Origin of the sequence: Sphingomonas sp. PP-CE-1A-559 (assembly GCF_004340965.1) — a bacterium.
Taxonomy (GTDB): domain Bacteria; phylum Pseudomonadota; class Alphaproteobacteria; order Sphingomonadales; family Sphingomonadaceae; genus Sphingomonas.
This window is the reverse complement of the sequence record NZ_SLYA01000013.1, coordinates 1-25,941: the sequence shown is the minus strand read 5'-3', so window position 1 is coordinate 25,941 and position 25,941 is coordinate 1. Positions and strand designations below refer to the sequence as shown.

Annotated in this window: 14 protein-coding genes; 7 read left to right on the top strand and 7 right to left on the bottom strand. The window is 62.8% G+C overall.

Going from position 1 to position 25,941, the window contains the following annotated elements:
• Nucleotides 1-397: 397 nt before the first annotated feature.
• The 6 genes from C8J42_RS18475 to C8J42_RS18450 all read right to left on the bottom strand — a co-directional run bounded on the left by C8J42_RS18475 (nt 398) and on the right by C8J42_RS18450 (nt 12,182).
• Nucleotides 398-3,064 (bottom strand): TIM-barrel domain-containing protein, encoded by a 2,667-nt coding sequence (locus C8J42_RS18475; protein ID WP_207897179.1) that lies wholly within the window; start codon nt 3,062-3,064, stop codon nt 398-400.
• A gap of 39 nt (nt 3,065-3,103) precedes the next feature.
• Complete coding sequence (locus C8J42_RS18470; RefSeq protein ID WP_133021295.1) at nt 3,104-5,188, bottom strand: beta-galactosidase; 2,085 nt, start codon at nt 5,186-5,188, stop codon at nt 3,104-3,106.
• 67 nt (nt 5,189-5,255) lie between these two features.
• The gene (locus tag C8J42_RS18465) at nt 5,256-8,177 is read right to left on the bottom strand and encodes a TonB-dependent receptor (RefSeq protein ID WP_347812420.1); all 2,922 of its coding nucleotides are present in this window, start codon (nt 8,175-8,177) and stop codon (nt 5,256-5,258) included.
• Between the two features lie 563 nt (nt 8,178-8,740).
• The gene (locus C8J42_RS18460; RefSeq protein WP_133021293.1) at nt 8,741-10,237 is read right to left on the bottom strand and encodes an altronate dehydratase family protein; all 1,497 of its coding nucleotides are present in this window, start codon (nt 10,235-10,237) and stop codon (nt 8,741-8,743) included.
• A complete protein-coding gene (locus tag C8J42_RS18455; RefSeq protein WP_133021292.1) occupies nt 10,234-11,352 on the bottom strand; it encodes a mannitol dehydrogenase family protein in 1,119 nt (372 codons plus the stop codon). The genes C8J42_RS18460 and C8J42_RS18455 overlap by 4 nt, the downstream gene beginning before the upstream one ends.
• Nucleotides 11,349-12,182, bottom strand: a complete 834-nt coding sequence (locus C8J42_RS18450) for an amidohydrolase family protein (RefSeq protein WP_133021291.1) — start codon at nt 12,180-12,182, stop codon at nt 11,349-11,351. Before C8J42_RS18450 ends, C8J42_RS18455 begins: the two co-directional genes overlap by 4 nt.
• 98 nt (nt 12,183-12,280) lie before the next feature.
• Between C8J42_RS18450 and C8J42_RS18445 the strand changes: the two genes are divergently transcribed.
• Genes C8J42_RS18445 through fucP form a run of 3 tightly spaced genes read left to right on the top strand, consistent with a single transcriptional unit; the run spans nt 12,281 to nt 15,658 of the window.
• Entirely contained in the window at nt 12,281-13,291 is a 1,011-nt protein-coding gene (locus tag C8J42_RS18445) for a zinc-binding alcohol dehydrogenase family protein (protein ID WP_133021290.1), read from the top strand.
• A gap of 13 nt (nt 13,292-13,304) precedes the next feature.
• Entirely contained in the window at nt 13,305-14,318 is a 1,014-nt protein-coding gene (locus C8J42_RS18440; RefSeq protein ID WP_133021289.1) for an aldo/keto reductase, read from the top strand.
• Nucleotides 14,319-14,359: 41 nt separating this feature from the next.
• The gene (fucP, locus tag C8J42_RS18435) at nt 14,360-15,658 is read left to right on the top strand and encodes an L-fucose:H+ symporter permease (protein ID WP_243644604.1); all 1,299 of its coding nucleotides are present in this window, start codon (nt 14,360-14,362) and stop codon (nt 15,656-15,658) included.
• Here fucP and C8J42_RS18430 read toward each other — a convergent pair.
• The gene (locus C8J42_RS18430) at nt 15,646-16,428 is read right to left on the bottom strand and encodes an IclR family transcriptional regulator (protein WP_133021288.1); all 783 of its coding nucleotides are present in this window, start codon (nt 16,426-16,428) and stop codon (nt 15,646-15,648) included. The genes fucP and C8J42_RS18430 overlap by 13 nt on opposite strands.
• Before the next feature lie 173 nt (nt 16,429-16,601).
• On the opposite strand from C8J42_RS18430, the gene C8J42_RS20240 reads away from it, so the two are divergent.
• The 4 genes from C8J42_RS20240 to C8J42_RS18415 all read left to right on the top strand — a co-directional run bounded on the left by C8J42_RS20240 (nt 16,602) and on the right by C8J42_RS18415 (nt 25,612).
• The gene (locus tag C8J42_RS20240) at nt 16,602-16,739 is read left to right on the top strand and encodes a hypothetical protein (RefSeq protein ID WP_165895560.1); all 138 of its coding nucleotides are present in this window, start codon (nt 16,602-16,604) and stop codon (nt 16,737-16,739) included.
• 171 nt (nt 16,740-16,910) lie between these two features.
• Nucleotides 16,911-19,562, top strand: a complete 2,652-nt coding sequence (locus C8J42_RS18425; RefSeq protein ID WP_133021287.1) for a glycoside hydrolase family 3 C-terminal domain-containing protein — start codon at nt 16,911-16,913, stop codon at nt 19,560-19,562.
• Nucleotides 19,563-19,597: 35 nt separating this feature from the next.
• Complete coding sequence (locus C8J42_RS18420) at nt 19,598-21,964, top strand: glycoside hydrolase family 95 protein (protein ID WP_243644603.1); 2,367 nt, start codon at nt 19,598-19,600, stop codon at nt 21,962-21,964.
• A gap of 399 nt (nt 21,965-22,363) precedes the next feature.
• Complete coding sequence (locus C8J42_RS18415) at nt 22,364-25,612, top strand: glycoside hydrolase family 2 TIM barrel-domain containing protein (RefSeq protein WP_133021286.1); 3,249 nt, start codon at nt 22,364-22,366, stop codon at nt 25,610-25,612.
• Nucleotides 25,613-25,941: the final 329 nt, after the last annotated feature.

The window sequence follows — 25,941 nt, the reverse complement described above, 5'->3', positions numbered from 1 at the left end:
GTACGGCGTCATCGGTCGCAAGAGCGCCTTCCGGTATCTCGGCCGTGATGCTGCGCATCTTCAAAACTGGTAGAACGGACAGAGATCTGATGCCGCATTCGAGACCCATACCCGGATATTCGTGGGGCAATTCGCGTTCCCCAACTTCTGCCATTCGTTCATATCGCTTTTGCGATCGATTTATTAGTCAATTGGCTATGAAGTAATCAACGAATTGGCGCCTCGCAGGACATTCCAAGAACGGTGAGGGCCGGAAGCGCAGTATGCGAATCGCTTGGCCCGTAGGAGTTGATGCGACGGGGGGCTCTGCTCAGAAAAGTGGTGGACCTCTTGGATCAGATCCGTTCCTTTCGAATTCGTCGCACCGCGCGGTCGATGGACGAGAAATTTCTATCAGCTAATTCCGGAGGATCATTTTCTTAGCCCGTCCGACATAACCGACTTCCACGCCCTGGCTTACTGCCATCGCAGAGCTCCCAAGGCGCATCAAGTGAGCGCGGATCACGCGACTATTTGTCATGCCAGGATAAGTGCCCCGCCGCGAACCTAGAGTGAGCACGCCTGTTGCCTGCTCCCACTCCAGCGCCGTTTGCGCTGAGGCACCTTGCTCGTAGCGGTAGGTAAGCCCGTCATCCTCGTACAAGGACGCGGCGCCGTCCCGACCCGGATAAACCAGGAGATCGAGCGCCCCGCCAAGCAGCCCGGCCGTCGATTGGCCGACCGGTCCCAAAGGCAGGATGCTGCCCGCCCGCACATGAAGCGGAATGCGGTCCAGTGTCACTGGGACAGCGTGCATCCGGCCGCCCTCTCGACGCACGCCTGTCCAGAAATCGTACCAGCCGCCCTCGGAAGCCGGCAAGTATACGTCCCAGGTCCTCACGCCTGCAGCCAGCACCGGCGCAACATGGATCTCGCTGCCGAACATGTACGAATGAACCTGATCGAGGGCCTTTGGATCGTGTGGAAAATCGAACACCAGCGGCCGGATCAGCGGCATTCCCGCCGCCGAAGCCTCGGCCGCCAAAGCATAGGTGTAGGGCAGCAGGCGATAGCGGAGTTCGAGGTAGAAGCGGGCGATGCGCTCCACCGTCTCCCCATATCGCCAGAACTCGGTATCGGTCATGTAGCCATGGACGCGCGTCATCGGCAGGAATGTCGCGAACTGGAACCAGCGGAGGAACCGTTCCTGATAGGCAGGGTCGGTATATTGCCCCTTGCCCGGACGGAAGAAACCTCCCGCGTCGACGGTCCACCAGGCCTGACCCGCCGCCGCCATGTTGAGTCCGGCCGGAATCTGGCGTTTCAGCGTTTCCCAATCGTGGCCGATGTCGCCAGACCATGTCGCCGCGCCATAGCGTTGCTGACCCGGCGCCGCCGATCGGGTGAGGATCATCACCCGCTTGTCCGGATATGCGCGCCGCTGTTCCTCATACACCGTCCGGCTGACTTGCAGCGGATAGAGGTTGCGACGCTTCTCGCCGGGCTGGGTCCGGCCCGGTGCCGCATAGATCGGCCGTCCGACAAGATCGTCATTCTCTGGTTCGGTCGCGTCCTGCCACCAGGCGTCGATGCCGAGCGAGGCGAGCTTCTGGCTCTGCTGTCGGGCATAGAAGCGCGCCGCGACGGGATTGAAGAAATCGATCCATTCTGTGCCCGGGATGTAGAAGCCCTTCGCGGCCACTTCCTTGCCCAGTTCGGTTTCCTTGCCGACCTTGGACCAGACCGACAGCATCAGGCGCATGTCGGTCGCATGCAGATCGCGGACGAGGCCCGCGGGGTCGGGATAATGCTCCTCGTCGAAACTCATGGCGTTCCAGCCGTATTTTCCCCAATACTGCCAGTCCTGCACCATCATGTCGCAGGGAAGCTTGCGCACGCGAAATTCGCGTGCCGTCGCCATGATCTCGTCCGACGAGTGAAACCGCTCGCGACAATGGATGTAGCCGAGCGCCCACAGCGGCATCATCGGCTGCGGCCCGAGCAAGGCGTGATACCCAGTCATAACTTCCGCCGCCCTGGGTCCGGCGATCACGACATAATCGATCCCTTCGGATACGGGCGACCACCAGGTCGTGCGATCTTCGACCGGCGCAAAGTTCAGCACCGGCACGTCCTCGTCACCCGCCCGCACCAGCACGCTGTGCTCTCCGGCGGCGAGCTCGCTGATGAAGCTGGCGGTCGGCGGCAGCCAGAGGTTGGTGTGATCCGTCATCGGCTTGCCGTCGATCTCGACATAATGACGCGAAGACATCTTGCGACCAAGATCGAGCAGGAACGCATGGCGCCCATTCTGCGAGACCGTGAACTTTCCCGTGAACACGGCATCGCGGCGCTCGACGCGGGCATTGCCGGTGGATGTGGTGACATCGGCCATGCGCGCGTCGCCCGCTGCCGCCTGCCGGTTTAGCACGATCGGCCGATCCGGCCGGTTCAGCTCCGCCATGCCGGGATTATGCCACAGCAGACCATAGCCCTTGCTCGACAGCACGAACGGCTGGCTGATCTGCGTATTCACCTGCGTCAGGCGTCGCGGCAGGCCCCGAATATCGAGATGGCCGTCCTGAAAGCAGCCCGTGCCGTAGAGGCGTTCGTCAACCGGGCTGGCAAAGCCTTGCGTCACCGCCAGGGTCGGCTCGTTTCCGATCGTCGATTGCGCGACGTGGCGCGATCCGGGAGCTTCGCTGAGAAGCAGGTTGCCGACACCGTCATGGAACGAGAGGCACCCGGTCGCCTCATCCCATATACACTGCGCCTGCGGGAGCGTCAGACGCGTTCGGCTGCCCTCCCGTATCCGCCTGGGGACTGGCGGCTTCGCGATGGGCGCCAGCATTTCGCCTGGCGTTGCGGGGGGCGCTCCAACCGGCGCGACGCGGACGCGGAACGCGCGGTCGCTGAGTGCCGTGACGGCAATCGACAGGTCGCCGGAGCGGATCACGAAATCCGGGGAGCCAATCCGCGCCGCGGCTTGGACCAGGCCACTCGACACGAATGCCGCGCCCGCACCACTTCCGAGCAACGCCCGCCGGGTGATGGCCATGCTACGCGGCGCCTTGTTCTCGTTCATGCAACCTCCCGTTCGCTTCGTTTCCGCAAAGCGCGGCCATCAGTCGGATCGTCCATCTTCCTCGATGATGGCGACATCCCAGGCGGCAAGGTCGATCGGTTCGCCGCGCTTCACCTTGCGCCCATGCAACAGTTCGGTGCCTGCGGCGGGCGCCACCAAGTGCTGCGGGACAGCCGAATAGTTGAGTACGTAACGGACCTTGTGACCGTTCTTCAATGTGCCGCCGCGCACGATCAGCGGAAATTGCACGCCCGCAACCGATGGCGCGACACCTGCGCGCGTGACCTCGGCGGCGACGATCTTCTCGGCCAGCGCGTCGCTCGGCATGAAGCCGACATAGCTGACCTCACCCTTGCCCCAGTGATTGCGGGTCATGGCGGCGGCGGCCGGCCATGACGGATGCTGATAGCGCGCCACGACTTCGGCGGTGGTGGGCTTCAGCATCTCCATCCACCAGCGCGGGGCGTTGTCGGCATCCGAAACGCCGAACGGATTGCCCGCCAGCGTGACCCCGACGGGGATCGTGAACTCCTGATAGGTGACGCCCGCCGCTTCGGCGATCGCACCCGGCTGTGAAGCATAGCGGACCTTGGTGTTCTCGTCCGAAAAGCCGCTCTTGAACGTGTAGAGCAGGTGGCCGCCGCGCTTGGCGTAATCATTCAGCCGCGCGATCTCGGCGTCGCTCGCCGCGTACAGCGCGGGCACGACGATCAGCTTGTAATCATCCAGCTTCAGCGTGCTGTCGGGCGACAGGATGTCGGCCTCGACGTTCATCCGATAGAGTGCGTCGTAGAAGGGCCGCAGCACCCGGTTGTATTCCACGCCGTCCGGCTTGAACGAATTGAACGCGGTCTGCGCGGCGTTGCTGACATAGACGGCGACCTGATTGTGCTTCGTCATGCCTGCCAGCTTGGGGCCTAGGCGAGCGATCTCGGCGCCGATCACCTTTGCCGCCGCATACTCCGCATTGGGCTTGTAGTCCTGTGACAACAGCCCGCGCCAATAGGTCTCGACCGCGTTGGCGGTGGTCGCCCAGTGCCAGTATTCGACCATCTGCGCGCCCGACGCGAGATGGCTGAACGCCTGCAGACGAAGCTGGCCCGGATAGGGCGTCCATTGCGGGAAGCCCTGCGCCTCGGTCTCCAGCACCAGATAATTCTGTCCATTGCGGATCGAGCGGGCCTCGTCGCCACCAAAGGCGATCTCCGCGCCGGTCAGCTTGTCCTGGGTCGGATGATAGATGTCGATGCCGGCGATATCGAGCGACCGTGCCGCCTTCCAATGGTCGACTTCCGGCTGGATGCCATAGGATCCCTCACGCCAGCCCAGGTCGAAATTCTGCGTCATGAACTGGCCGGGTTTGGCATGGGCGCGCACCAGCTTGGCCTGCCACGCCAGGAAGTCGGTGACGAGGCTGCGCTGGTAGGCGGCGAAGGCGTTGGACATGCTGGCGTTGATCGAACCGTTGGTCGACGGGAAGTCCTCCCATCTATTTATCCGGTTGGACCAGTAATTAAGCCCCCACGCCTGGTTCAGGGCACCGAGGCTCGGCCATTTCGCCCTCAACGACTGGACAAACCCCGCCTGCACCGTCGGACCGCTGGTGCCATAGGGCTTGGTCTCGTTGTCGAGCTGATAGCCGATCACCGCGGGATGATCCTTCACATGGTCCACCAGCGCCACGATCACCCGCTCGGCCGCGGCCCGGTAGTCGGGATCGGTAATGTCCATGTTCTGGCGGGTGCCATATTGCGCGCGCACCCCGTCCCGACCGACGACGAGCACGTTCGGATGCTGGCGCGCGAGCCAAGTCGGTATCGCATAGGTCGGGGTTCCGACGATCACCTTGATGCCTTGCTTGTGCATCGCGGCGAGCATGCGATCGACATGGCTGAAATCGAAGACCCCGGGCTGCGGTTCCAGCGTGCCCCATGTCGACTCCGCGATGCGGACGACACTGATCCCAGCCGCCTTCATCATCCGCGCGTCCTCATCGACGCGATCGACCGGCGTGTACTCGTCGTAATAGGCGACGCCGTAGAGGATGGTATCGGGCACCTGCGCCTGGGCGACCGACGGTAGCGCCACCGCGGCCAATGCGAGTGCTTTTGCAAACCGCTGCATGTTCCTGCCTTCCACTACCAAGTCCTTCCCTCGCCGTTTCGCTTCAGGCTGACGGCGTGACCCTGCATCACATGCTGAAACGGACGCCGATCCGGAAAGTCCGACCGGCAATGTCATACAGCGCCGGGTTGACGAAATTCGGGGACTTTGGCGGCTCCTTGTTGAACATATTGTCGACCTTGAAATAGCCGGTTACCTGCTTAGTGACGTTGTACGTGCCGCCAACGTCCATATAGAAGGCGCCCGGCATGAAGTTGTTGTCGATGGTCGGGCGGTTATTCGTCGACACCGGGCAGTTACCGGGCGAGCATTCTACATATTGGCTACCGAACACCCCGTCGCTGAACCAGCGCTCCTGCAGCAACAGCGAGAAGTCGTCATTGGCATAGGTCTGCGTCGCCAGCCATTTCCAGTCGGGCGTGTTTCCAGAATTGACGCCGGCGCTGTCAATTGGAATCGTTCCGGGCAGGCCCGTATCGGTCGCGAACTTGCGGATGTTGGTCGCAAGCGCGCGCAGCGTGAAGCTGCCCGGCAGACCGAGCGGACGCCGCCAGCGATAGCTTGCCTCGATATCCAGCCCGTTGGTGTCGATCGAGGCGAGGTTGAACGCCTGGACGTTGATGAAGTTGGGCCCGGCGGGGTTGTTGAGGTTGAACGCGCTGCAGGTCTCGGGAAGGATGTTCTGGAAACAGAGATTGACGATGTCCCCGGTGCCGAGGCTCGAGATCACGTCCTTGATCTTAATGTGATAATAATCGACCGAGAGGCTGAGACCGGGCAGCCAGGAGGATCCAGAAAAGGCGATACCAGCGGTGGTGTTACGTGCGATCTCGGGCGTAAGGGCGGAGTTGCCGATCGTATTCTGGATAGCGAGCACGTTTACGTTGCGAAACGGATCGAAAAATCCAGGTAGCGTCGTGGTCGTCGGTGCGGCGAACAGCTCCGACAAGTTCGGCGCCCGAACATCGCGAGAGGTCACGCCGCGCAAACGCAACCCGTCGATCGGCAAGTCCCAGGTGCCGCCAATCTTCCAGGCCCAGACGGTGCCCGACGTGCTGTAGTCGGTTACCCGGATCGCGCCGTTTATCGCCGCGCGTCCGGTCCCCTCCGAATTTAGGATCGGCACGTTGGTTTCGACGAACGCCTCCTTGACGCTGTAGGCCCCGCTGCCGTTCTTGTAGTTTCCGGCATACCAGTTGTTGCCCCCGGGCAGCAGCGTAGGATCGGCGGGATAGTCGGGCGTGTTCGGCGTAGCGCTGGTGCCCGCGCCGTAAGGATCGGCTCGCACGGTATAGAATTCATGTCGGAACTCGCTGCCGAAGGCGAACGAGACGGGCCCCGCCCACAGACTGAACGGAGAGCCCGAGAAGTTGACGCTGATCACGTCTTGGGTCTGGCGGGTCCGCTGGTACGGGCCGTTGTCGGGCATGATGTAGCCGAGCGCCCCCTGCGACGGATTGCCACCGAAGATGTTGAGAGGCTGGCACCCATTCGCGCGTGCGACGGGATTGGCACAGACGATCGCTCCGTTCAGGGTCGTCGCGTTGATCGCCTGGTTGAAACGGTTCGACAGCATGACATTGTTGACGTCGATGTTGGAATAGTTGGTGCCGTGTTCGTAATACATGTCGTAGGTCCAATCGGACCCGGCGACGGATTGGCGACCCTTGGCGCCGGCGACGAACCGATACTGGCGTCGATCGGTATAGACTTGCGTGTTGCCCAAGGCGGCGTTGCTCGTGCCGTATTGGAAGTTCGTGATCCCCGCGGTGGTGCAGGCAGCCTGAACCGACGCGGGTACGAACGGATTGGCGCACTGGATCGTCAGGTTCGGACGGTTCATACCTCCGATCGGCTCGTTGCTGGTTTTCACCTGGCCGATGTTGGCAGTGACGTAGACCTCGTTGTCGGGCGCCCAGTCGAAGCCAATCCGACCGTAATTGGCCACCCGCTGCAACCGCGACTGAAGAGAGCGACCTACATCGACATTTCCGGAAAGGTCGCCGCCAAGGCAACTCCCGGGGAAACAGCCAATGACCGAACCTGACGCGTTACGCGATGGTACGCCATTCGAACCATATTGAAATTGGAACGGGTTGCCAGACTGATCAAAGGCCGTGCCCTGCAGCGGACCAGCGGTAATCAGTCCAAACTTCGTATAACTATATTGCTGGGAATAGTCGCGGACGAGATATTGCGGCGATCCGTCATCGAACACATTGCGATTGATCAAGGTCGTCTGCCGGAACCAATCCCGCCCGCTGGCAAGGTCGGTGCCCAACCCTCCTCCCTTGATACCATCTTCATGCGCGTATTCGGTACTGCCGACGATATGCAGGCGATCGTCGAGCAAACTCGTTCCGGCGGCAAGCTGAAGGAGGACCTGTTCGTTGTCACCATATGTGGTGATGCCACCCTGCAGGTTGCCCTTCACACCCTTGAACCGGGTATCGGTGATAAAATTCACGACTCCGCCGACCGCATCTGATCCGTAGGACGCCGAGGCACCGCCATTGACGACATCGACGCGCTTAATGAGGATTTGCGGGAACAGGCTTACGTCGGGCACGCCGGTGACGTTGGCACCGACGACGCGCTGGCCATCGATCAGCGTTAGGGTGCGGATCGCGCCAACGCCGCGCAGCGAGAAGGAACTAAGCCCCTGAGCGCCGCTCGATGTGCTGAACGTGCCGGTGCTTGTGCCGGTCGATCCCTGCAGCGACGGCAACTGAGCGATGGTCGTGAAGACGTTCGGTTGCGCATTGGCGGCAATAGCATTGGCGTCGATCACGGTCGTCGGCGTCGGCGCGGTGAAACCGCCGCTCGTGATGCGCGATCCGGTCACGACGATGTCCGTCGACGCTGGCTCAGTGGCGGGATCCGACGCAGCAGGCGGAATCTGTTGAGGAGCAGCCGTGGTGATAGTGCCCTCGGGCGCTACCGGCGCTACCGGCGATGACGCGGCGGGCACGTCCTGCGCTTGTGCCAAGGCAGGCACGGCATGCAAGCAGGCAGCAATTGCCATGAGGCTTGTCGCCCCAATCTGCAGCTTGTGCGTACGCGACGTTCTAGACTCGATTGCCATCGTGATCCTCTCCCAACCGCCCAGATTATTCCTGGTAGCGCTATCTTTCGCTCAGCTGCGCAAGGAGCCGTGCGCGTTCGCACAACCTCCCGCTCGCCATATTTTTGTACAACGCAGCGCTAACCTGCCCTATTGTTTTCATTTATGCAAATGAAATTCTTCTAGTGAAATGCGATGCCTGTGGGACGAGGAAGCCAGCGCGCATGGGGGTCGCCGTGCAGAGCGCGCGTTACAGACGTCCGTGAGCAGTCCACCGCCAGACTTTCGAAAGACACAGGCCAGTTACGAGTTCCATGCTTATTACTTTAAAGTTTTGTCGCTAATTGTGAAGATTAGATAACACACCAGACGTGTCTATTCTCTTATTCTCTATAGAAAGCTTTGGTTTCAGAGTGATGAAATTATTGACTTAATCCGGAAACCATAATTTCACCAAGCTATCTTTATCGAATGGAATGTCGCGATACCTACATCCAGGCGCCTAACTGCCACGGCACAAATTCGAAGTCGCCGACACCAAGGCTTTCAGACTTGCTCTGCTTACCAGATGCCGTCTCAAGCATCGTTTGATAAATAGCCTGTCCAATTTCATTCGGCGTTGCTCCATCGAGTATCGACGAACAGTCGACATCAATATCGTTTGCCATGGACCGTGCGAGCACGAGATTGGATGCGAGCTTGAGGCAGGGTGTGGGTTGCGCGCCGAATACCGAACCTCGCCCGGTCGTGAAGGCGAGTAGGTTGGCGCCCGTGGCAATCTGACCAGTAGCCGAGCAAGGATCATATCCCGGAGAGTCCATGAAGACGAGCCCGCGATGCCTGTGTTGCTCTGCATAGAGCAGCACATCGGCGAGCGGGGCCGTCCCGGCCTTTGCAATTGCGCCGAGAGACTTCTCGTAGATCGTCGTGAGCCCACCCGCCTTGTTGCCTGGCGACGGATTGTTGTCGAGGCTGGCACCGTGGCGCGTGGCATAATCCTCCCACCACGCGATCCGCGCAGAGAGCTGCGCCGCGACCTCCGGCGACGCGGCGCGCGCGAGCAGTAGATGTTCTGCCCCGTATATCTCTGGTGTTTCGGAGAGGATGGCGGTGCCGCCCTGCGCCACCAGCAGGTCCGTGGCTGCGCCCAATGCCGGGTTCGCGGTCACGCCAGACCAGCCGTCAGACCCACCACACTGCAGGCCGAGCACCAGATCGGCCGCCGGGCGGGTCGTGCGGCGATCGGCGGACGCCTCCTCGATCAGCTCAGCAACGATCTCGCTACCGCGGGCGATCGCTTCCGCCGTACCGCCCGCCTCCTGGATGGTCAGCGTGCGTCGCCGCACTCCGGGCGACAGGCCGTGTCGCGCCAGCATGTCGTCGATCTGCGCCACCTCACACCCGAGACCGACCAGCAGCACCCCGCCGAAGTTTGGATGGCGGGCGTAGCCGGCTAGCGTACGCTCCAACGTGTCGAAACCCTCGCCCGAGCGCGACATGCCGCAGCCGCTTGAGTGTGTGAACGGCGCGACCGCGTCGATCCCCGCCGGCAGGCAGTCCTCGAATCCGCGCGCGATCCGACGAACCACCGTGGCGGAGCAGTTGACGCTGGCGATGATCCCGATCGCATTGCGCGTACCGACGCCGCCGTCGGCGCGCAGATACCCCTCGAACGTCGCCCCTGCTCCAGCCGTGGCGCGCGCGTGCGGTGCTCCGGCGACCGCTTCCGCAAGCCTGTGTTCGGGTAGCGCTAGATTGTGGCTGTGGACATGCTCGCCCGCCACGACGTCGCGAGTGGCGATGCCGATCGGATAGCCGTATTTTCGCACCACCGTCCCGGCAGCGAGCGGATGGAGCGCCATCTTGTGTCCGCCGGGCATGGCGTCGCGCGCGGTGATCCCCAGTACGGAATCGCCCGGCGCGGCGGCGTCGATGAGCACCGCGACGTTGTCACGATCCGATAAGCGTAGCGCGCGCACTGTCATTGCTTCACCTCATAGCGTTGTGCGAGCGCGCGAAGTTCCGGCATCGGAACTGCGCTGCCACTCGCGTCGACCCAGTCAACGAAACCGCTCACGCGTTTGGCAACCTTGGCCGCATGGCTGGCGTAGATGTCGGATAAGCGGTGGTCGATGAACGGGTTGGCGAACCGGTCCATCGTCTTCTCGACATAGGTCGCTGCCTCGTCGTCCAGCCCCCCGGTGGCGAAGCCAGGCACGACTTCGTCGGTATATAGACGGCGCAGGTCGGCAAGCGTGTCCGCATCCGCCATCGCCTGCCGCACCGTTGCGGCTGCCACCATCCCGGCCCGGTACCAGCGTTCGGCCAGCCAGCTGTGCCCGAGGTTGAGGATATGAAGCTTCAACCGTTCGAAGCGAGGCAGATCGTCGGTGACGACGATCGCCTGATGGGTGAACGGCAAAATCAACCCTGGCTGATCGCGGATCGCCCACAGAGCATAGGGTTCGGCAACCGCGCCGGCGGGATGGATCGGTTCGCTGACGATCCGGTCGACCAGCGTGTCCACCCAGAGACAGGCGACGCCAAGCCACTCAACGAACGCTGGCGGCAGCCGCAACTGCTCCGCGAGATCGCGCACTGTCGCTCGCAGAGTATGGCCGTTGCCGGCAACCAGTTCGCACGGCAGAAACGTCACCCCCGCCCCGCCGAACCGCCAGCGGCGGTGGAGCAGCGCGAGCAGGATTGCAGGAAAACTGCGCGGTGGCCGATCGTCGGCGATCGTGATGCGATCCTCGGGCGGGATCATATAGCCATGATCGCCAGTGTTCGACACGACATGGGTCACTTGCCCGACGAACAGCGCACAGAGCTCCGACCAGTCGTGCGCAGCCGCCAAGCCCTGCACGACGCTGCGCACCTGCACGGTGCGCTCGACCGGCACTCCGCCCTCCAGCCCCCGGATCACGACGGGAAAGCCCGCAGCGTCGTCGAAGGCGGCCAGTCGCTGCGCACGCACCGGGTCGTCGCTCACCTGCACGATCGCGATGTCGGCGACCGTCTGGCCGGCGTCGCGAGCCTCGGACGCGAATAGATCGACATGCGCCTGAAGGAAACGGCTGGTGCCAAACTGGAGGATCATCGCCCCCGCCCGATCGCATAGGCGCGTAGCGCATTGCCGCCGAAGATTTCCGCCTCGGCGTGCGGGCAGCGTCGCGCGACGAAGTCGGCGACTAGGTCAACCACGCGCTCGTAAGAGGCGGCGAGCAGGCATACCGGCCAGTCCGACCCCCAGATCAGCCGCTCCGGCCCGAACACCGCCAGCACATGATCAAGGTAGCGCTCGACGTCGTCCGGCGTCCACGTGACGTGATCGGCCTCGGTCACCAGCCCCGACACTTTGCACCACACGTCCTGTCGCTCGGCGACCGCGGAGATCCGGTCTGCCCATGGCTGCCAGCCCTGCCTGGCGATGTCGGGCTTGGCAGCATGATCGAGCACGAACCGCCCTTCGCCCACCCTGTCGAGGAAGTGCGGGACGGTTTCGAGCTGCGCATGGTTGACGAGGAGGTCGTACGATAAACCCCGCTCGGCCACCGCGCGGACACCATAGATAAACGGTTCGGCAAGAAGGAAGTCGGGTTCGCCCTCGTCCTGCACGACGTGACGATAGCCGACGATCAGCGGATCGTCGTTCTCGTCCAGTAGCGCGGCGATATTCGGCGCGCGCAGATCGATCCAGCCGACGACTCCCATGATGGCTGGCGACCGCCGGGCGGCGTCAAGCAAGAAGCTGGTTTCCTCGGGCGATTGCCGCGCCTGCACTGCAATTGCCGCATCGAGCCCTGCACCGTCCAAAGCCGCTCTCAAATCTTCTGCGGCGAAATCTCGCGCAATCGCAGAGCCGGGCACGATCCAGCCGAACGAATTGGGTTCGTATCGCCAGAGATGGTGGTGCGCATCGATCCGCATTCGCGAGGGCCGTTCTCATGTCTCAAGGATGAGAGCTAAGTTGCACATATGAGAATCGTCGTCTAGTACGGGGGCCAGTCTGAACGGAAAGAAGCGCGATGAAAGCGGTCGTCTGTCGAGAGCCGTATAACCTAACGATAGAGGAGCGGCCCGCGCCCGAGGCGGCGCCCGGGGAGGTGATCGTCCGGATCCGGCGCGTCGGGCTGTGCGGTACGGATTATCATATATACGCCGGACGGCATCCCTTCCTGGCCTATCCGCGCGTCATGGGGCACGAACTGGCTGCCGAAGTGGAGCATGTCTCTGCAGTGTCGGCTTTCCATATCGGCCAGCGGGTTGCGATCAACCCGTATTTGACCTGCGGGACCTGCATCGCGTGCCGGAAGGACAGGCCCAATGCCTGCGTCAATATCCGGGTGCTGGGTGTCCACACGGACGGCGGCATGGCCGAATTGCTCGCAGTCCCCGAGAGCGCGTTACTCGACGCAACCGGGTTGACGCTCGATCAGGCGGCGATGATCGAGTTCCTGGCGATCGGCGCGCACGCGGTCGCGCGTGCGGCGGTGTCGGCGGGGGAGCGCGTGCTTGTGGTAGGCGCCGGCCCGATCGGCATCGCCTGCGGGTTGTTCGCGCGTTCCAATGGTGCGGAAGTGACCCTCACCGACACCCGCCTGCCGCGGCTGGCCTATGCACGCGAGCGGCTGGGCTTCGACGACACGGTGGACGCGACGGCCGACTTGGCGGGGTCGCTCGCGAAGCGGACCGGGGGCGAGATGTTCGACACGGTGTTCGACGCCACCGGCTCCCTGACCGCAATGGCGCAGAGCCTCGGCTACGTCGCGCACGGCGGCAAGCTGGTGCTGGTGGGGGTCGCGCCGGGTGACCTGGTCTTAGCCGATCCGGAACTGCACAAGCGGGAGACCACCCTGCTCGCCAGCCGCAACGCACACGCATCGGATTTCGAGCGCGTCCGCGAGGCGATCCTCGCCGGCGAGATCCCGACGGCGGCGCTGCACACCCACAGCCTTCTTGCCGATGACCTGCCACAGCGCCTGCCCGAACTGATCGCCGAGGCGGACCATGTGGTGAAGGCAATCGCCAGCTTCTGACGGCGCCGAACCCATGAAAACATCCCGACCCGCCATTCTCCAGCGCCTAGCGGCAAGCGGTCCGTTCGGCTTTGGCGCATCCACACTCGGCAACCTCTACCGCCGGATCGACGACGACCAAGCGCGCGCCACGGTGAACGCCGCTTGGGACCAAGGCGTGCGCTATTTCGACACCGCACCTTTTTATGGCTTCGGCCTCAGCGAGCGACGGCTGGGTGATGCGCTGCGCGAGCGGCCGCGCGACGCGTTCATATTGTCGACCAAGGTCGGAAGGCTTCTGGTACCCAGCGCTGCGACCGACGAGCGGTTCGGCTTCCACTCGCCGATGCCGTTCGATCCGGTCTACGATTACAGCTACGATGGCGTCATGCGCTCGGTCGAGGCGAGCCTGCACCGGCTGGGGCTGGCGCGGATCGACGTGCTGCTGATGCACGATCTTGGCCGCCTGACCCACGGCGCCGACCACGACCGCACCTTCGCGGAGGCAGTGGGCGGCGGCTTCCGCGCGATGACGGAACTGCGCGACGCGGGCGTCGTCTCTGCGATCGGGCTGGGCGTCAACGAGATCGAGGTCTGCGAGGCGAGCCTCGCGCACGCTGATCTCAACCTGTTGATGATTGCCGGTTGCTACACCCTGCTCGAGCAGGAGGCGGAGCGTTTCCTCTCGCAGTGCGGCGCGCGAGGGATTGGCGTGGTCGGCGCAGGGGTCTTCAACTCCGGAATCCTCGCTACTGGCACGCGGGGAGCCCCCCCCCACTATGACTATGGCATCGCTCCCGAAGAGGTGATCAGCCGGGTCGCCGCGATCGAGCGGTGCTGCGAGAAGTTCGGCGTGCCGCTACCGGCGGCGGCACTGCAGTTCGCCGCCGCCCATCCTGCGGTCGCGACGGTAGTGCTCGGTACCGGCAGTCCCGGCCGGATAGAGCAGACGGCCGATCTCATCTGCCTGCCGATTCCCGACGCGTTCTGGAAGGCGCTGCGCGCCGAGGGTCTGGTAAGCGGAGACTGTCCGACACCGTCCGCCTGAGCATGAGCCACAACGATAACCGTACAGGGAGCAGGACGGCGATGATGGGAGATACGGGGCCGATGGAACCCGCCGAAGCGGCGGGTTCCTTCATCACGCCAAACTACCGGTTCGGCTTCGTGCTGATCATCAGCCTGTTTTTCCTTTGGGCGCTGGCTAATAATTTCAACGACATCCTGATCCGCCAGTTCCAGAAGTCGCTGGGCCTCGATCGCGCCCAAGCTGGTTTCATTCAGTTCGTCTTCTACATCGGCTATTTCGTTGTCGCGTTGCCGGCCGGGCTGCTGATGCGGCGCTTTGGATACAAGGCGGGCATCCTTACCGGGCTGTTGCTGTATGCGAGCGGCGCGCTGCTGTTCTTTCCCGCATCCCTGATGCTCAGCTACGGCGCGTTCCTGTTCGCGTTGTTCATGATCGCAGCAGGCGCCGCGTGCTTGGAGACGGCGGCAAACGCATATACAAGTTCCTTCGGCGACCCCAGAACGGCCGTGCAGCGGCTGAACCTGGCGCAGGCGTTCAACGGTCTGGGCGCGTGCCTGGCGCCGGTGATCGGCGCGATGCTGATCTTCTCTGGCGTCGAACATTCGGCCGCCACCGTTGAGGCAATGAGTCCGGCCGCGCTAGCCGCCTATCGCGCGAGCGAGGCGAGCACGGTGCAACTCCCCTATACCCTACTCGCGTTGGCGGCGTTGCTCGTCGCGGGTGCAGTGGCAGTGACCCGCCTGCCCGCCGCCCAGCCGCGCGACGGCGCGAGCTTGCCCGACCAGTTCCGCCGCCTCGCCCGTCACCGGCCGCTAGTCGGCGCGGTGATCGCGCAGTTCTTCTACGTCGGCGCCCAAGTCGGCATCTGGAGCTACTTCATCGATTTCGTGAAGGACGTGACGCCTTCAGTGACGGAGCGGAACGCGGCGTTCCTCCTGTCGGCCAGCCTGGTGTTGTTCATGATCGGCCGGTTCAGCGGCACCGCCATCATGGCACGGGTGCGGCCGGCACGGCTGCTCGGCGGCTATGCGCTCGCCAACGTCATGCTGTGCGCGGTCGCGGCGTTCGCCGGCGGGTGGATCGCGGTCGGCGCGCTGATACTTTCCAGCTTCTTCATGTCGATCATGTTCCCGACGATCTTTGCACTCGGGATCGAAGGGACCGGGCCGGCCAAGCCGCTCGGCTCCTCCTTCATCATCATGGCGATCATCGGTGGGGCGATCTTTCCCCCGCTGATGGGGCTAGTCGCGGTGCGCGCGGGCACGGTGCCGGTCGCAATGCTGCTACCGCTCGTCTGCTTCGTCGCGATCGCGATCTATGCCCGGCGGATCAAGCCGGAAGCGACTTACCCGGCTTGATAGCCGAGCGTGTCGGAGATCGTGGCCACCGCCTCTCGCAGCAGGCCGCGTGCCGCATCCAGCCCGATCTTCTGCGATCCGTCGATCAGTTCCAGGAACGGAATTGTCAGCGCCGCGACCACGTTGCCGTCGAAGCCGTGCACCGGGAAGCTGATGTCGGTGACGCCGTAGGTGATCGGGCTCCTGCGGCTGTCATACCCTTGCTTGCGAATGACCGCCAAGCTGTCGGTGAGCGCGCGCCGGTCTACTGGCGCCGCTCGCTCCTGCTCGACTGCTGCGACGATCTGCTGCGCGCGCTGCTCGCCGGAAAACGCGAGGATCACCTGCCCCGAACAGCTGACGATCATGTCGATCCGGGCCCCGACGCGCAGCGAGAAGCCGCGTGTTCCCGGCTGCTGCTCACAGGCGACGACGAGGCCATGGCCGCCGTTCGCGACAACCAGATGGCACGACTGCCCGGCTGCGAGCGCGAGCCCCTGCATCACCGGCGTCGCCGCGCGGACCAGATGCTGGGCTGGCGTAGCGCGCATTGCCACGTCGAGCAGCTTATAGGCGACGGTATAGCGGTCGGTCGTCGCCGATTTACGCAGGTAGCCGAGCCGCTCCATCACAATGACAATGCGGAACAGCTCGCCGACGGTACGCCCAAGCCGGGCCGCCATTTCGCTGAGCAGCATGCCCTGCGGATATTCGGCCAGATGCTCGATGACCTCGAACGCCTTCTCAAGCGCTGGAGCGGCATAGGTGCCCTTGACGTCTTTGCGTTCCACCGACCTACCCTAACCCTTCGCTCGCTTCACACACTATGGCGGATCGCACCACAGCGCAAAACCGGTACGTTTTTGTTAATGAGAACTGACACTCACCTACGAAAAAGCGATGGCCTCGGTTCAAGAGGTTGGCTAGTCTAGCGCAAAGTCGATGTGAAGGGGACGGCATGCCGATGATCGAACGAAATCGGCTTAGGACCGGCGTGGTGCGGGCCGGTTTCGCTCTTTCGTCGCTGCCCGGCGTCGCGATCGTCCAGGCGCGAACACCGGCGGCTGGCAGGCGCGGGGCTGGCAAGATGGCGACACCATGAACAGCCTGCGGACCCTCACCACGCGCGTCGGAGGCGGACGGTCGCTCTTGCTTTCGTTAGCGCCCTCGGGCGGTGCGGGGGCGATAGTGAACTCCAGGTGACACTCGTCAAAAGCATAGCCGGAACGCTGACGGATACGCGCCGCCCGAGGGGGCAATGGAAAGGTTACCCATGCTGAAATCGCTAATCACAAGCACCGGTTCGTCGCTGGCTATCGCTGTTGCCATCGTCGCAGCGCCGGCGAACGCGCAAGCCGGTTCGTGGGCGGAAGCCGATGCGAAGGCGCGCGAGATCGTCAACAAGCTGACGACGGACGAGAAGGTGGCGCAGTTGCTGAACACCGCGCCGGCCGTCGCCCGACTGAACATTCCCGCCTACAATTGGTGGACGGAATCGCTGCATGGCGCGATGGGCGGCGTGCCGACGACCAACTTTCCCGAGCCGATCGGCCTGGCAGCCACGTTCGACGCGCCCCTTGTCCGGCGCGTGGCGGAGGTGATCAGCACGGAGGTGCAGGGACTGCATACGCTAGGCCGACGGACGGGGCGCCTGGGGCGCATCGGTACCGGGCTCAACACATGGTCGCCCAACATCAACATCTTCCGTGATCCACGCTGGGGCCGCGGACAGGAGACCTATGGCGAGGACCCGTTCCTGACCGCGCGGATCGGCGTGGCGTTCGTCAACGGCATCCAGGGCGACAATCCCGATTTGCCGAACGTCGTGGCGACCCCGAAGCATTTCGCGGTGCACAGCGGTCCAGAGCATAGCCGCCACGTCGACAACATCTACCCAACGGCCCATGACCTAGAGGATACCTACCTCCCGGCGTTCCGCGCGGCGATCGTCGATGGGAAGGCGGGTTCGATCATGTGCGCGTACAATCGCGTCTATGGTCAGTCTGCATGCGGTAGCCAGCTATTGCTGCGAGATTATCTCCGCGGTGCCTGGGACTTCAGGGGCTATGTCGTGTCGGACTGCGACTCGGTGGTCGACATCTACGAACATCACAAATACGCGCCTGATGCCGCGACCGGCGTCGCAGTGGCGCTGACGCACGGCGTCGACAACGAGTGCAACAACGCTACGTTGGGCGGTCGCATGGATCTGGGCGATCGCTATACCGAGTCCCTGCGACGCGGCTATATCCGCACGGAGGATATCGACACCGCGCTCGTCCGCCTTTTCTCCGCTCGCTACCGAAACGGCGACCTTCCTGGTCTGTCCGCGCGCAAACCCAACGCGACACCGGTCAGCGCGATCGACACGGCCGAAAGCCGCGAGTTGGCGCTGACCGTAGCGGAAAAGAGCCTCGTGCTGCTCAAGAACGACGGCGCGCTGCCGTTCCGTCCAGGCACCAGAGTAGCGCTGATCGGGCCGCTGTCCGACGCCACTCGCGTGCTGCGCGGCAATTATTCCTCGACGCGCAGCGCTCCCCCGATCTCGGTCGCAGACGGCTTGAGGCGAGCTATGCCCGGCGCGGACGTGACGGTTGTCCCGTTCACCGCCTCCGTCACCGATGGCGATCCCGTACCTGGCTCCGTGCTGGTCACCCCTGACGGTCGCCCGGGCATCCGCACCGAATACTACAATGCTCTCGACGAGAATGCGCCCCCGCCCGGGGCGGAACGGCGCTTCGCAGTCAAGCCTGTCTTGACCAGTGTGGAGCCCGGCATCGTCTCGCGCGCATCGGAGTTCCGTCAGGTCGCGAACAAGCACAAGGTCCTGTTCACCGGTTCGCTCGTCGTTCCGGAGACCGGACTCTATCGTCTTGCATTGACCGGGGTGAAGGGCACGCTGTCGCTTGCCGGCAAGCCGCTGGTCGAGGCGAAGCGCTACTCCCGCTGGGCCGAGCCGCTGCAGTTGGTCGACGCGCGACTGAAGAAGGGCGATCGGGTAGCAATCAACCTGCAGGGCGAGAGCGACATTGCGCCGCCCGCCCAGATCTTCTGGAAAAGGATCACCGACAATCTCGATCTCGACCTGAAGGCCGGCACGGCAAACGCGGACGTCGTGGTCGCCGTGGTCGGTCTCACCTCCGATTTGGAGGGCGAGGAAATGCCGATCAAGATCGAGGGCTTCTCGGGCGGCGACAAGACGACGCTCGATATTCCGGCGGACCAGCGCGCGCTGCTGGAACGGGCCAGGGCGCTCGGCAAGCCGCTGATCGTGGTGGCGATGAACGGCAGCGCGATCGACCTGTCATGGGCAAAGGACAATGCCGCCGCGATCGTCGAGGCCTGGTATCCTGGGCAATCGGGCGGTCTCGCCGTCGCCAACGTGCTGACCGGCAAGGTCAATCCTGCCGGCCGCCTGCCGCTGACCTTTTACAAGAGCGTCGCCGACCTGCCGGCGTTCACCGACTACAGCATGGCCGGCCGCACCTACCGTTACTTCAAGGGGACGCCCGTCTATCCGTTCGGCCATGGCCTGAGCTACACGAGCTTCCGCTATGGCAAGCTGTCCATCGATCCGGCGTCGGGCGGTATCGAGAACGGGTTAACCGCAACGGTCGACGTCACGAACACAGGCGACCGCGCCGGCGACGAGGTGGCACAAGCCTATATCACGCCACCGGGCTTCCAGGGTGCTCCGCGTCACGCGCTACGCGGCTTCGAACGTGTGTCGCTAAACCCGCACGAGACGAAGCGGATCACCATCGCCTTATCGCAACGCGACCTGAGCTTCGTCACGGCCGAAGGCGATCGCCAGCTGATCCCTGGAGAGTATCGACTGACCGTCGGATCGGGACAGCCAGCGGCAGGCATTCCCGGAACATATGCGGCGTACGCCGTCGGCAAGAACGTAGATTTGCCCAAGTGACCGTCAGCTTACCCAACAGCCGCCGCAAGTAAGGAGTGCAGGACATCAACCACGCCAGCAAACTCACCCGCCGGAGCATATTGAAGCGGTCCGTCGGCACGGCAGCAGCACTAGGGCTGCCGCACGCGAGTCTCGCTGAGCAATCGTCCAAGTCCCCCGACACACGGTTATGGTACCGTCAACCGGCAGAACGCTGGGTCGAGGCGCTGCCGATCGGCAACGGCCGCATCGGGGCCATGGTGTTCGGGGGTGTCGATCATGAGCGAATTCAGCTTAACGAGGATACCTTGTGGTCGGGGGGGCCGTACAATCCGGTCAACCCTGACGCGCTGGCGGCATTGCCCGAGGTGAGGCGGCTGGTCTTCGCCGAACGTCTTGAGGAGGCCCAGGCGTTGGCCAACGCCAAGCTGATGGGCAAACCACTGAGCCAGATGTCCTATCAGACCCTTGGCGACCTCTTCATCAGCCTGCCAACGATTACCGCCGACTCCGTCCGTGACTACGAACGGGCACTAGATCTCGATACGGCAGTCGCGACGACCGGCTTCGCCGCCGGAACCGTTCGCCACGAACGATCGGTGTTCGCCTGCCCGGTTCACCAAGTCATCGCCGTCCGGCTCGTCGCGAGTAAAGCCGGCTCTCTCGACTGCGACATCGGCCTGCGCTCGCCGCAGTCCGGATCGCTGACGATCGCCGACGACACCTTGATCCTGTCGGGCAGGAATGCCGCCAGCGAAGGAATCGCCGGCGCGCTTCGGTTCGAGGCCCGCGCCCGCGTGCTCCACGACGGCGGGACGGTGGAGCGCCGGGCCGGCGAGATCGGCGTGCGTGGTGCCCGGACGGTGACCATCCTGATCGCCATGGCCACAAGCTACCGGGGCTTCGACGACGTCGGGGGCGATCCCGCCGCGCTCACCCGCAGGCAGATCGACGCGGCTGCGGCCGTCGGGTTCGATCGTATCGCGGCTACCGCCGCTGCCGAGCACCGGCGACTTTACGGGAGCGTGCGCATCGATCTTGGTCGGACGCCCGCTGCCGACCAACCTACCGACGAGCGTATTCGCCTGAGCGAGACCAGCGATGATCCGGCACTGGCGGCATTGTATTTCAATTATGGCCGATACCTGCTGATTGCCTCGTCGCGAGCAGCATCGCAGCCCTCCAATCTTCAGGGCATCTGGAACGATCGCGTGCGGCCGCCCTGGGGCTCCAAATACACGATCAACATCAACACCGAGATGAACTACTGGCCTGCCGAGCCGACCGGGTTGGCCGAATGCACCGCTCCACTCATCGCCATGGTCCGGGAGCTCGCCGCAAGCGGTGCGCGAACCGCGCGGGACATGTACGGTGCCCGCGGCTGGGTTGCGCACCACAATACCGACCTTTGGCGCGCCACCGCACCCATCGATGGCGCGTCCTGGGGCTTGTGGCCAACAGGCGGCGCCTGGCTGTGCACGCATCTGTGGGATCGTTGGGATTATGGCCGGGACAAGACCTATCTTGCGGCGATCTACCCGCTGTTGCGCGGCGCCGCCGAGTTCTTCGTCGACGTCCTTCAGCGCGATCCGACGACCGGGCACATGGTCACCAATCCGTCCATCTCGCCAGAGAACGAGCACCACAAGGGCGTGTCGATCTGCGCGGGACCCGCAATGGACATGCAGATCCTGCGCGACCTGTTCGACCAGACCGCCGCTGCGGCGGGCATCCTGGGCGTCGATCCCAGCTTCATGACGCAGATCAAGGATCTGCGAGCCCGACTTGCGCCCGACAAGATCGGCGCGGGCGGGCAGTTGCAGGAGTGGCAGTCGGACTGGGATGCGGACGCGCCCGAGCCTCAGCACCGGCACGTGTCGCAACTCTATGCCCTCTATCCAAGTCACCAGATCAACCCGGAGGACACCCCGCGGTTGGCCGCCGCGGCACGTCGGTCGCTGGAGATCCGCGGCGACAAGGCCACCGGCTGGGCGACGGCTTGGCGGATCAATCTCTGGGCGCGATTGCGGGAGGGCGACCGGGCCTACGGCATCCTGAAGTTCCTGCTTGGTCCGGAACGCACCTTCCCGAACATGTTCGATGCACATCCACCGTTTCAGATCGACGGCAACTTCGGTGGAACGGCCGCGATAGCGGAGATGCTTGTGCAGAGTCGTGGAAAGGATATCTTCCTGCTGCCCGCCCTTCCCTCTGCCTGGCCTAACGGCAGTATCACCGGATTGCGCACGCGAGGTTCCACCGCGGTCGATCTGCATTGGAAGAACGGCCGGTTCGTCACCGCAACGCTTGTTTCAGCAGAAGACGGTTCGAGGACGGTAAGACTGGGCGAACGCACGCTTCAAATTCGGCTACGTGCTGGTCGCCCTAGAAACCTGAACGCGAGTGATTTTAACGCTATTTAGGGGTTCAGTATCGTGAACCACACTACATCTAAAGTCCTCGCATATTGCTACACCTACCAAGTTAACAGATAAAATATTCTGAAACTGACGTGTGTTACTTCAATATTGATGCTCTATACGAAGATACGCACGCTTCGACCGTATAGTCTACGCCAAGAACTGATGGTTTATTGATCGCGTGGCTACGCTTAGGTCGCCCGGACTCGCCAGGTTGTTATCAGCCAGCGGTATTGCAGTGCCCATAAACACTTTAGCGTACTGAATATCGCCGCCAGACGCAGCCTATCGCGGGAACGCTCGGGGTTTTCGCCTATGAAAAAGGGTTTGCACTTTCGTTTGGGTAAGGCATAGCATCTGCTAAGCCCGACACCGGGTCTGGGAACGAGGATGCGACGCGATATGAAGCTTGGTCCCGTAACCGGTTTCGCATGGCTTGCCGCCACGTTGCCAGGGTTCTTCGTCTTGGGATCGATCGCGTCAGCGCAGGATCGGCCAGTTTCCCCTATATCGCCGCAAATCGATGCCAGCCGTGCCGACTGGGAAAACCCTGCCGTATTCGCGCAAGGCAAGGAGCCGGCTCGAGCTACCGGCTTTGCGTTCGAGAGCCGTGAGCTTGCACTTGCAAATGACCGATCTGCATCGCGCCGTTTTCTCTCGCTGAACGGTAAATGGAGCTTTTCCTTCTCGCCCAATGTCGATGGCGCTCCCGCCAACTTCTACCGAGACGATTTCGACATATCCGCGTGGCAGCAAATCCGCGTGCCGGCCGACTGGCAAGCGGAAGGTTACGACCAAGCGCGCTACAACAACGTCACCTACCCGTTCCCCGCAAACCGGCCCCTGATCCCGCACGACCGCAACCCGGTCGGCTCCTATCGACGCGACGTCGATGTGCCGGCTAGTTGGTCCGGTCAGGACGTGATCCTCCACATCGGTGCGGCTGGATCGGCGTACTACGTTTGGGTCAACGGGCAGCAGGTCGGATATAGCGAGGATAGCAAGCTGCCGTCCGAGTTTAACATCACGCGTCATCTGCGTCCGGGCAAAAACAGCATATCGATGCGCGTTTATCGCTGGTCCGATGGCTCTTATCTGGAGGATCAGGATTTCTGGCGCGTCTCGGGCATCGAGCGTGAAGTTTTCCTGATGGCCGCGCCTCGGACGCGCATAAGGGACTTCACCGTGCGCGCTGGACTGACCGATAATTGGCGCGATGGCACGCTGGACGTTATCGCCATGGTGCTGCCCGGCAGTGCGGCGATGACCGTGCGCGCGACGCTGTTCGACGGCGACCGTACGTTGTCACGCCGAACGGCGCGCGTGAGCGCCGGCAGGACCGAGCAAATCGTTCGCCTGGCCGATCGCCTGACGAATGTGCGCAGTTGGTCGGCGGAAACGCCCAATCTCTACACGCTTCTGCTCGAACTCACCGACGCGAAGGGAGCCGTCATTCAGGCGACCAGACAACGCGTAGGATTTCGCGACGTGGCGATCCGGGGTGGCCAACTGCAGGTTAATGGCCGACCGGTCTATATCCGCGGAGTCAATCGCCATGAGCATGATCCCGATACCTTCCATGTCATCTCGATGGAATCGATGCGTCGCGATATCGAGCTGATGAAGCGAAACAACGTCAACGCCGTGCGGACGTCCCACTATCCCAATGATCCGCGCTGGTACGATTTGGCTGACGAATACGGCCTGTATGTCATGGACGAGGCGAATGTTGAGTCGCACGCCTACATGGAAATGGGCTGGAAAGGCGAGAAGGAGCGCAAACTCTATCATCTCGGCTATGATCCGGCATGGGAAGCGGCACATGTCTCGCGCGTCGCCAACATGGTCGAGCGCGACAAGAACCACCCGTCGATCATCTTCTGGTCGCTGGGTAACGAAGCTGGCGTCGGGCCAGCGTTCGAGAAGGGAATGGCAGAGGCGCGACGTCTGGATCCCACCCGGCTGGTCAGTTATCTTGGCATTGGTACTCTGCCGGAGCTTAAGCCTAATCCCTACGGCGATATCTTCGCTCCGATGTATTATACCGTCGACCAGACGATTACATATGCGAATGATCGGCGTTTCACGCAGCCGCTGATCCAGTGCGAATATTCCCACATGCAGGGTAACAGCGGCGGCAATCTTGCCGACTATTGGGACGCGATTTACGCCAACCGTAAGCTGCAGGGTGGCTTCATCTGGGACTGGGTCGATCAGTCGATGAACGCACGAGATGAGAATGGCGAGCCGTATTGGGGGACGGGAAATCTCTACGGTCCCAACCCTGGCGGTGAGATTGAGTTCGGTGATGGGCTGATCCAGCCCGACCGCACGCCGAACCCCCATCTGTTCGAGATGCGCAAAGTCTACCAGCCGATTGCCTTCCGCGCTGACGACGTGGCGAACGGGCGCTTCACCGCGATCAACCACAATGATTTCCGCAATCTCTCGGAGTTCGATCTCGGCTGGATCTTGCTCGACGAAGGGATCGAGGTCGCGCGCGGCGACTTGCCGACGGTCGACGTGCCCGCACGGGGGCAGGGATCACTGTCGGTCTCACTGCCGGCCGCCCGCCAACAAGGCCACGAATATGTCCTGACACTTACGGCGCGAGCGCGCGGAGACGCTTCTACCTTGGTGCCAGTGGGCCACCTGATTTCTTGGGACCAGTTCGTGCTGCCTAACGATCCCGCACGCGGTGTGACCGCTGCCTCCAGTGGTTCGGCAGTCGTTCGCGAAACGGCCAATCGCATCACCCTGTCCGGCGGCGGGTCCGAATTGCAAATCGACCGCATCACTGGACTGGTCGATTATCGCAAGGATGGGCGATCCATCATCACAGGCGGATCGCCTAACTTCTACCGTGCGCTTACCGATAACGACATCGGCACTCAGATCGCCGGCACGCATGACATCTGGAAGACGGCGTCAGCATCGAGGACGGTCCAGAGCGTTGCCGTCGAACGCTCGACGCTTAGCGAAATCGCAGTTCGCGTTCGCTTCGCCGTTGGCAAGGGCGCCGCAAACTTTGAAAGCCGATACGTGATGCATGGCGACGGGGCGGTTGCGGTAGATGCGCAATTTACACCGACCGGCACATCGCTACCCGCCCCTCTTCGGGTTGGGATGGAGTTCGCTATGCCAAGTGAATACACCGACTTGGAGTGGTACGGAAAGGGACCACACGAAAGCTACCAGGACCGGCAGACGGGTGCAGCGCTTGGACGTTGGGCTGGTGCAATCGCCGCTCAGAATCACGATTACATGCGGCCGCAGGAAACTGGGAATAAGGTCGCCGTGCGTTGGCTGGCCATACGAGGCACAAACTTGACGACGTTGACGGTGAAAGGTGACCGACCGCTATCGGCCAATGTGCTCGCGTTCCCGTACGAAGACCTATCACGTCGGCCGCCGGGCACCCGTCGTAGTAGCGACATCGTGCCGCACGGTCACGTCAGTGTAATGATAGACGCGGTTCAGAGCGGCCTTGGCGGTACGGACACCTGGAGCCCACAGGGCCGCCCGCTTGAGCGCTACCGTATCCCCCTAACCCCGCTTCGCTATGCCTTTACGATGTCGAATGGCCAAACGGGATCTACGGCGCGAGGAGCAATGCCTGCAAGCGCGACTGCGTCACCAATTGAATTCTGATCCTCAGCTTACCTTCGGGCGATCAACGCTTGGTGCGGTCGGCACCGCCCGATAAACCAGCACTGGCTTATCCAACGTTTGTATGAGGCGATCCTATTCGCCGGTAGGTGAATTAGAGCGACCGGGCAAACTTGTGAACACGACCCCAAGCTTAAGGTAACGAACAACTACCTCGTACTCCCACCGTGGTGATCGTTAAAACAATCGGTCGTTTGTTACCAGCAGATGACCCAGAAGATGGTGTATCGCGGCGGCTGCATTTCGACAGCAGATGAGATTTGCAGCCCCTTCACGTACGATGCCTGGATCGGGGTCGACCTGACCTCGTG

Excerpts from the sequence above, each read along its gene's own strand:
- C8J42_RS18475 (WP_207897179.1), bottom strand. The coding sequence starts at position 3,064 with ATGAACGAGAACAAGGCGCCGCGTAGCATGGCCATCACCCGGCGGGCG.
- C8J42_RS18470 (WP_133021295.1), bottom strand. The coding sequence starts at position 5,188 with ATGCAGCGGTTTGCAAAAGCACTCGCATTGGCCGCGGTGGCGCTACCG.
- C8J42_RS18460 (WP_133021293.1), bottom strand. The coding sequence starts at position 10,237 with ATGACAGTGCGCGCGCTACGCTTATCGGATCGTGACAACGTCGCGGTG.
- C8J42_RS18455 (WP_133021292.1), bottom strand. The coding sequence starts at position 11,352 with ATGATCCTCCAGTTTGGCACCAGCCGTTTCCTTCAGGCGCATGTCGAT.
- C8J42_RS18450 (WP_133021291.1), bottom strand. The coding sequence starts at position 12,182 with ATGCGGATCGATGCGCACCACCATCTCTGGCGATACGAACCCAATTCG.
- C8J42_RS18445 (WP_133021290.1), top strand. The coding sequence starts at position 12,281 with ATGAAAGCGGTCGTCTGTCGAGAGCCGTATAACCTAACGATAGAGGAG.
- C8J42_RS18440 (WP_133021289.1), top strand. The coding sequence starts at position 13,305 with ATGAAAACATCCCGACCCGCCATTCTCCAGCGCCTAGCGGCAAGCGGT.
- fucP (WP_243644604.1), top strand. The coding sequence starts at position 14,360 with ATGATGGGAGATACGGGGCCGATGGAACCCGCCGAAGCGGCGGGTTCC.
- C8J42_RS20240 (WP_165895560.1), top strand. The coding sequence starts at position 16,602 with ATGATCGAACGAAATCGGCTTAGGACCGGCGTGGTGCGGGCCGGTTTC.
- C8J42_RS18425 (WP_133021287.1), top strand. The coding sequence starts at position 16,911 with ATGCTGAAATCGCTAATCACAAGCACCGGTTCGTCGCTGGCTATCGCT.
- C8J42_RS18415 (WP_133021286.1), top strand. The coding sequence starts at position 22,364 with ATGAAGCTTGGTCCCGTAACCGGTTTCGCATGGCTTGCCGCCACGTTG.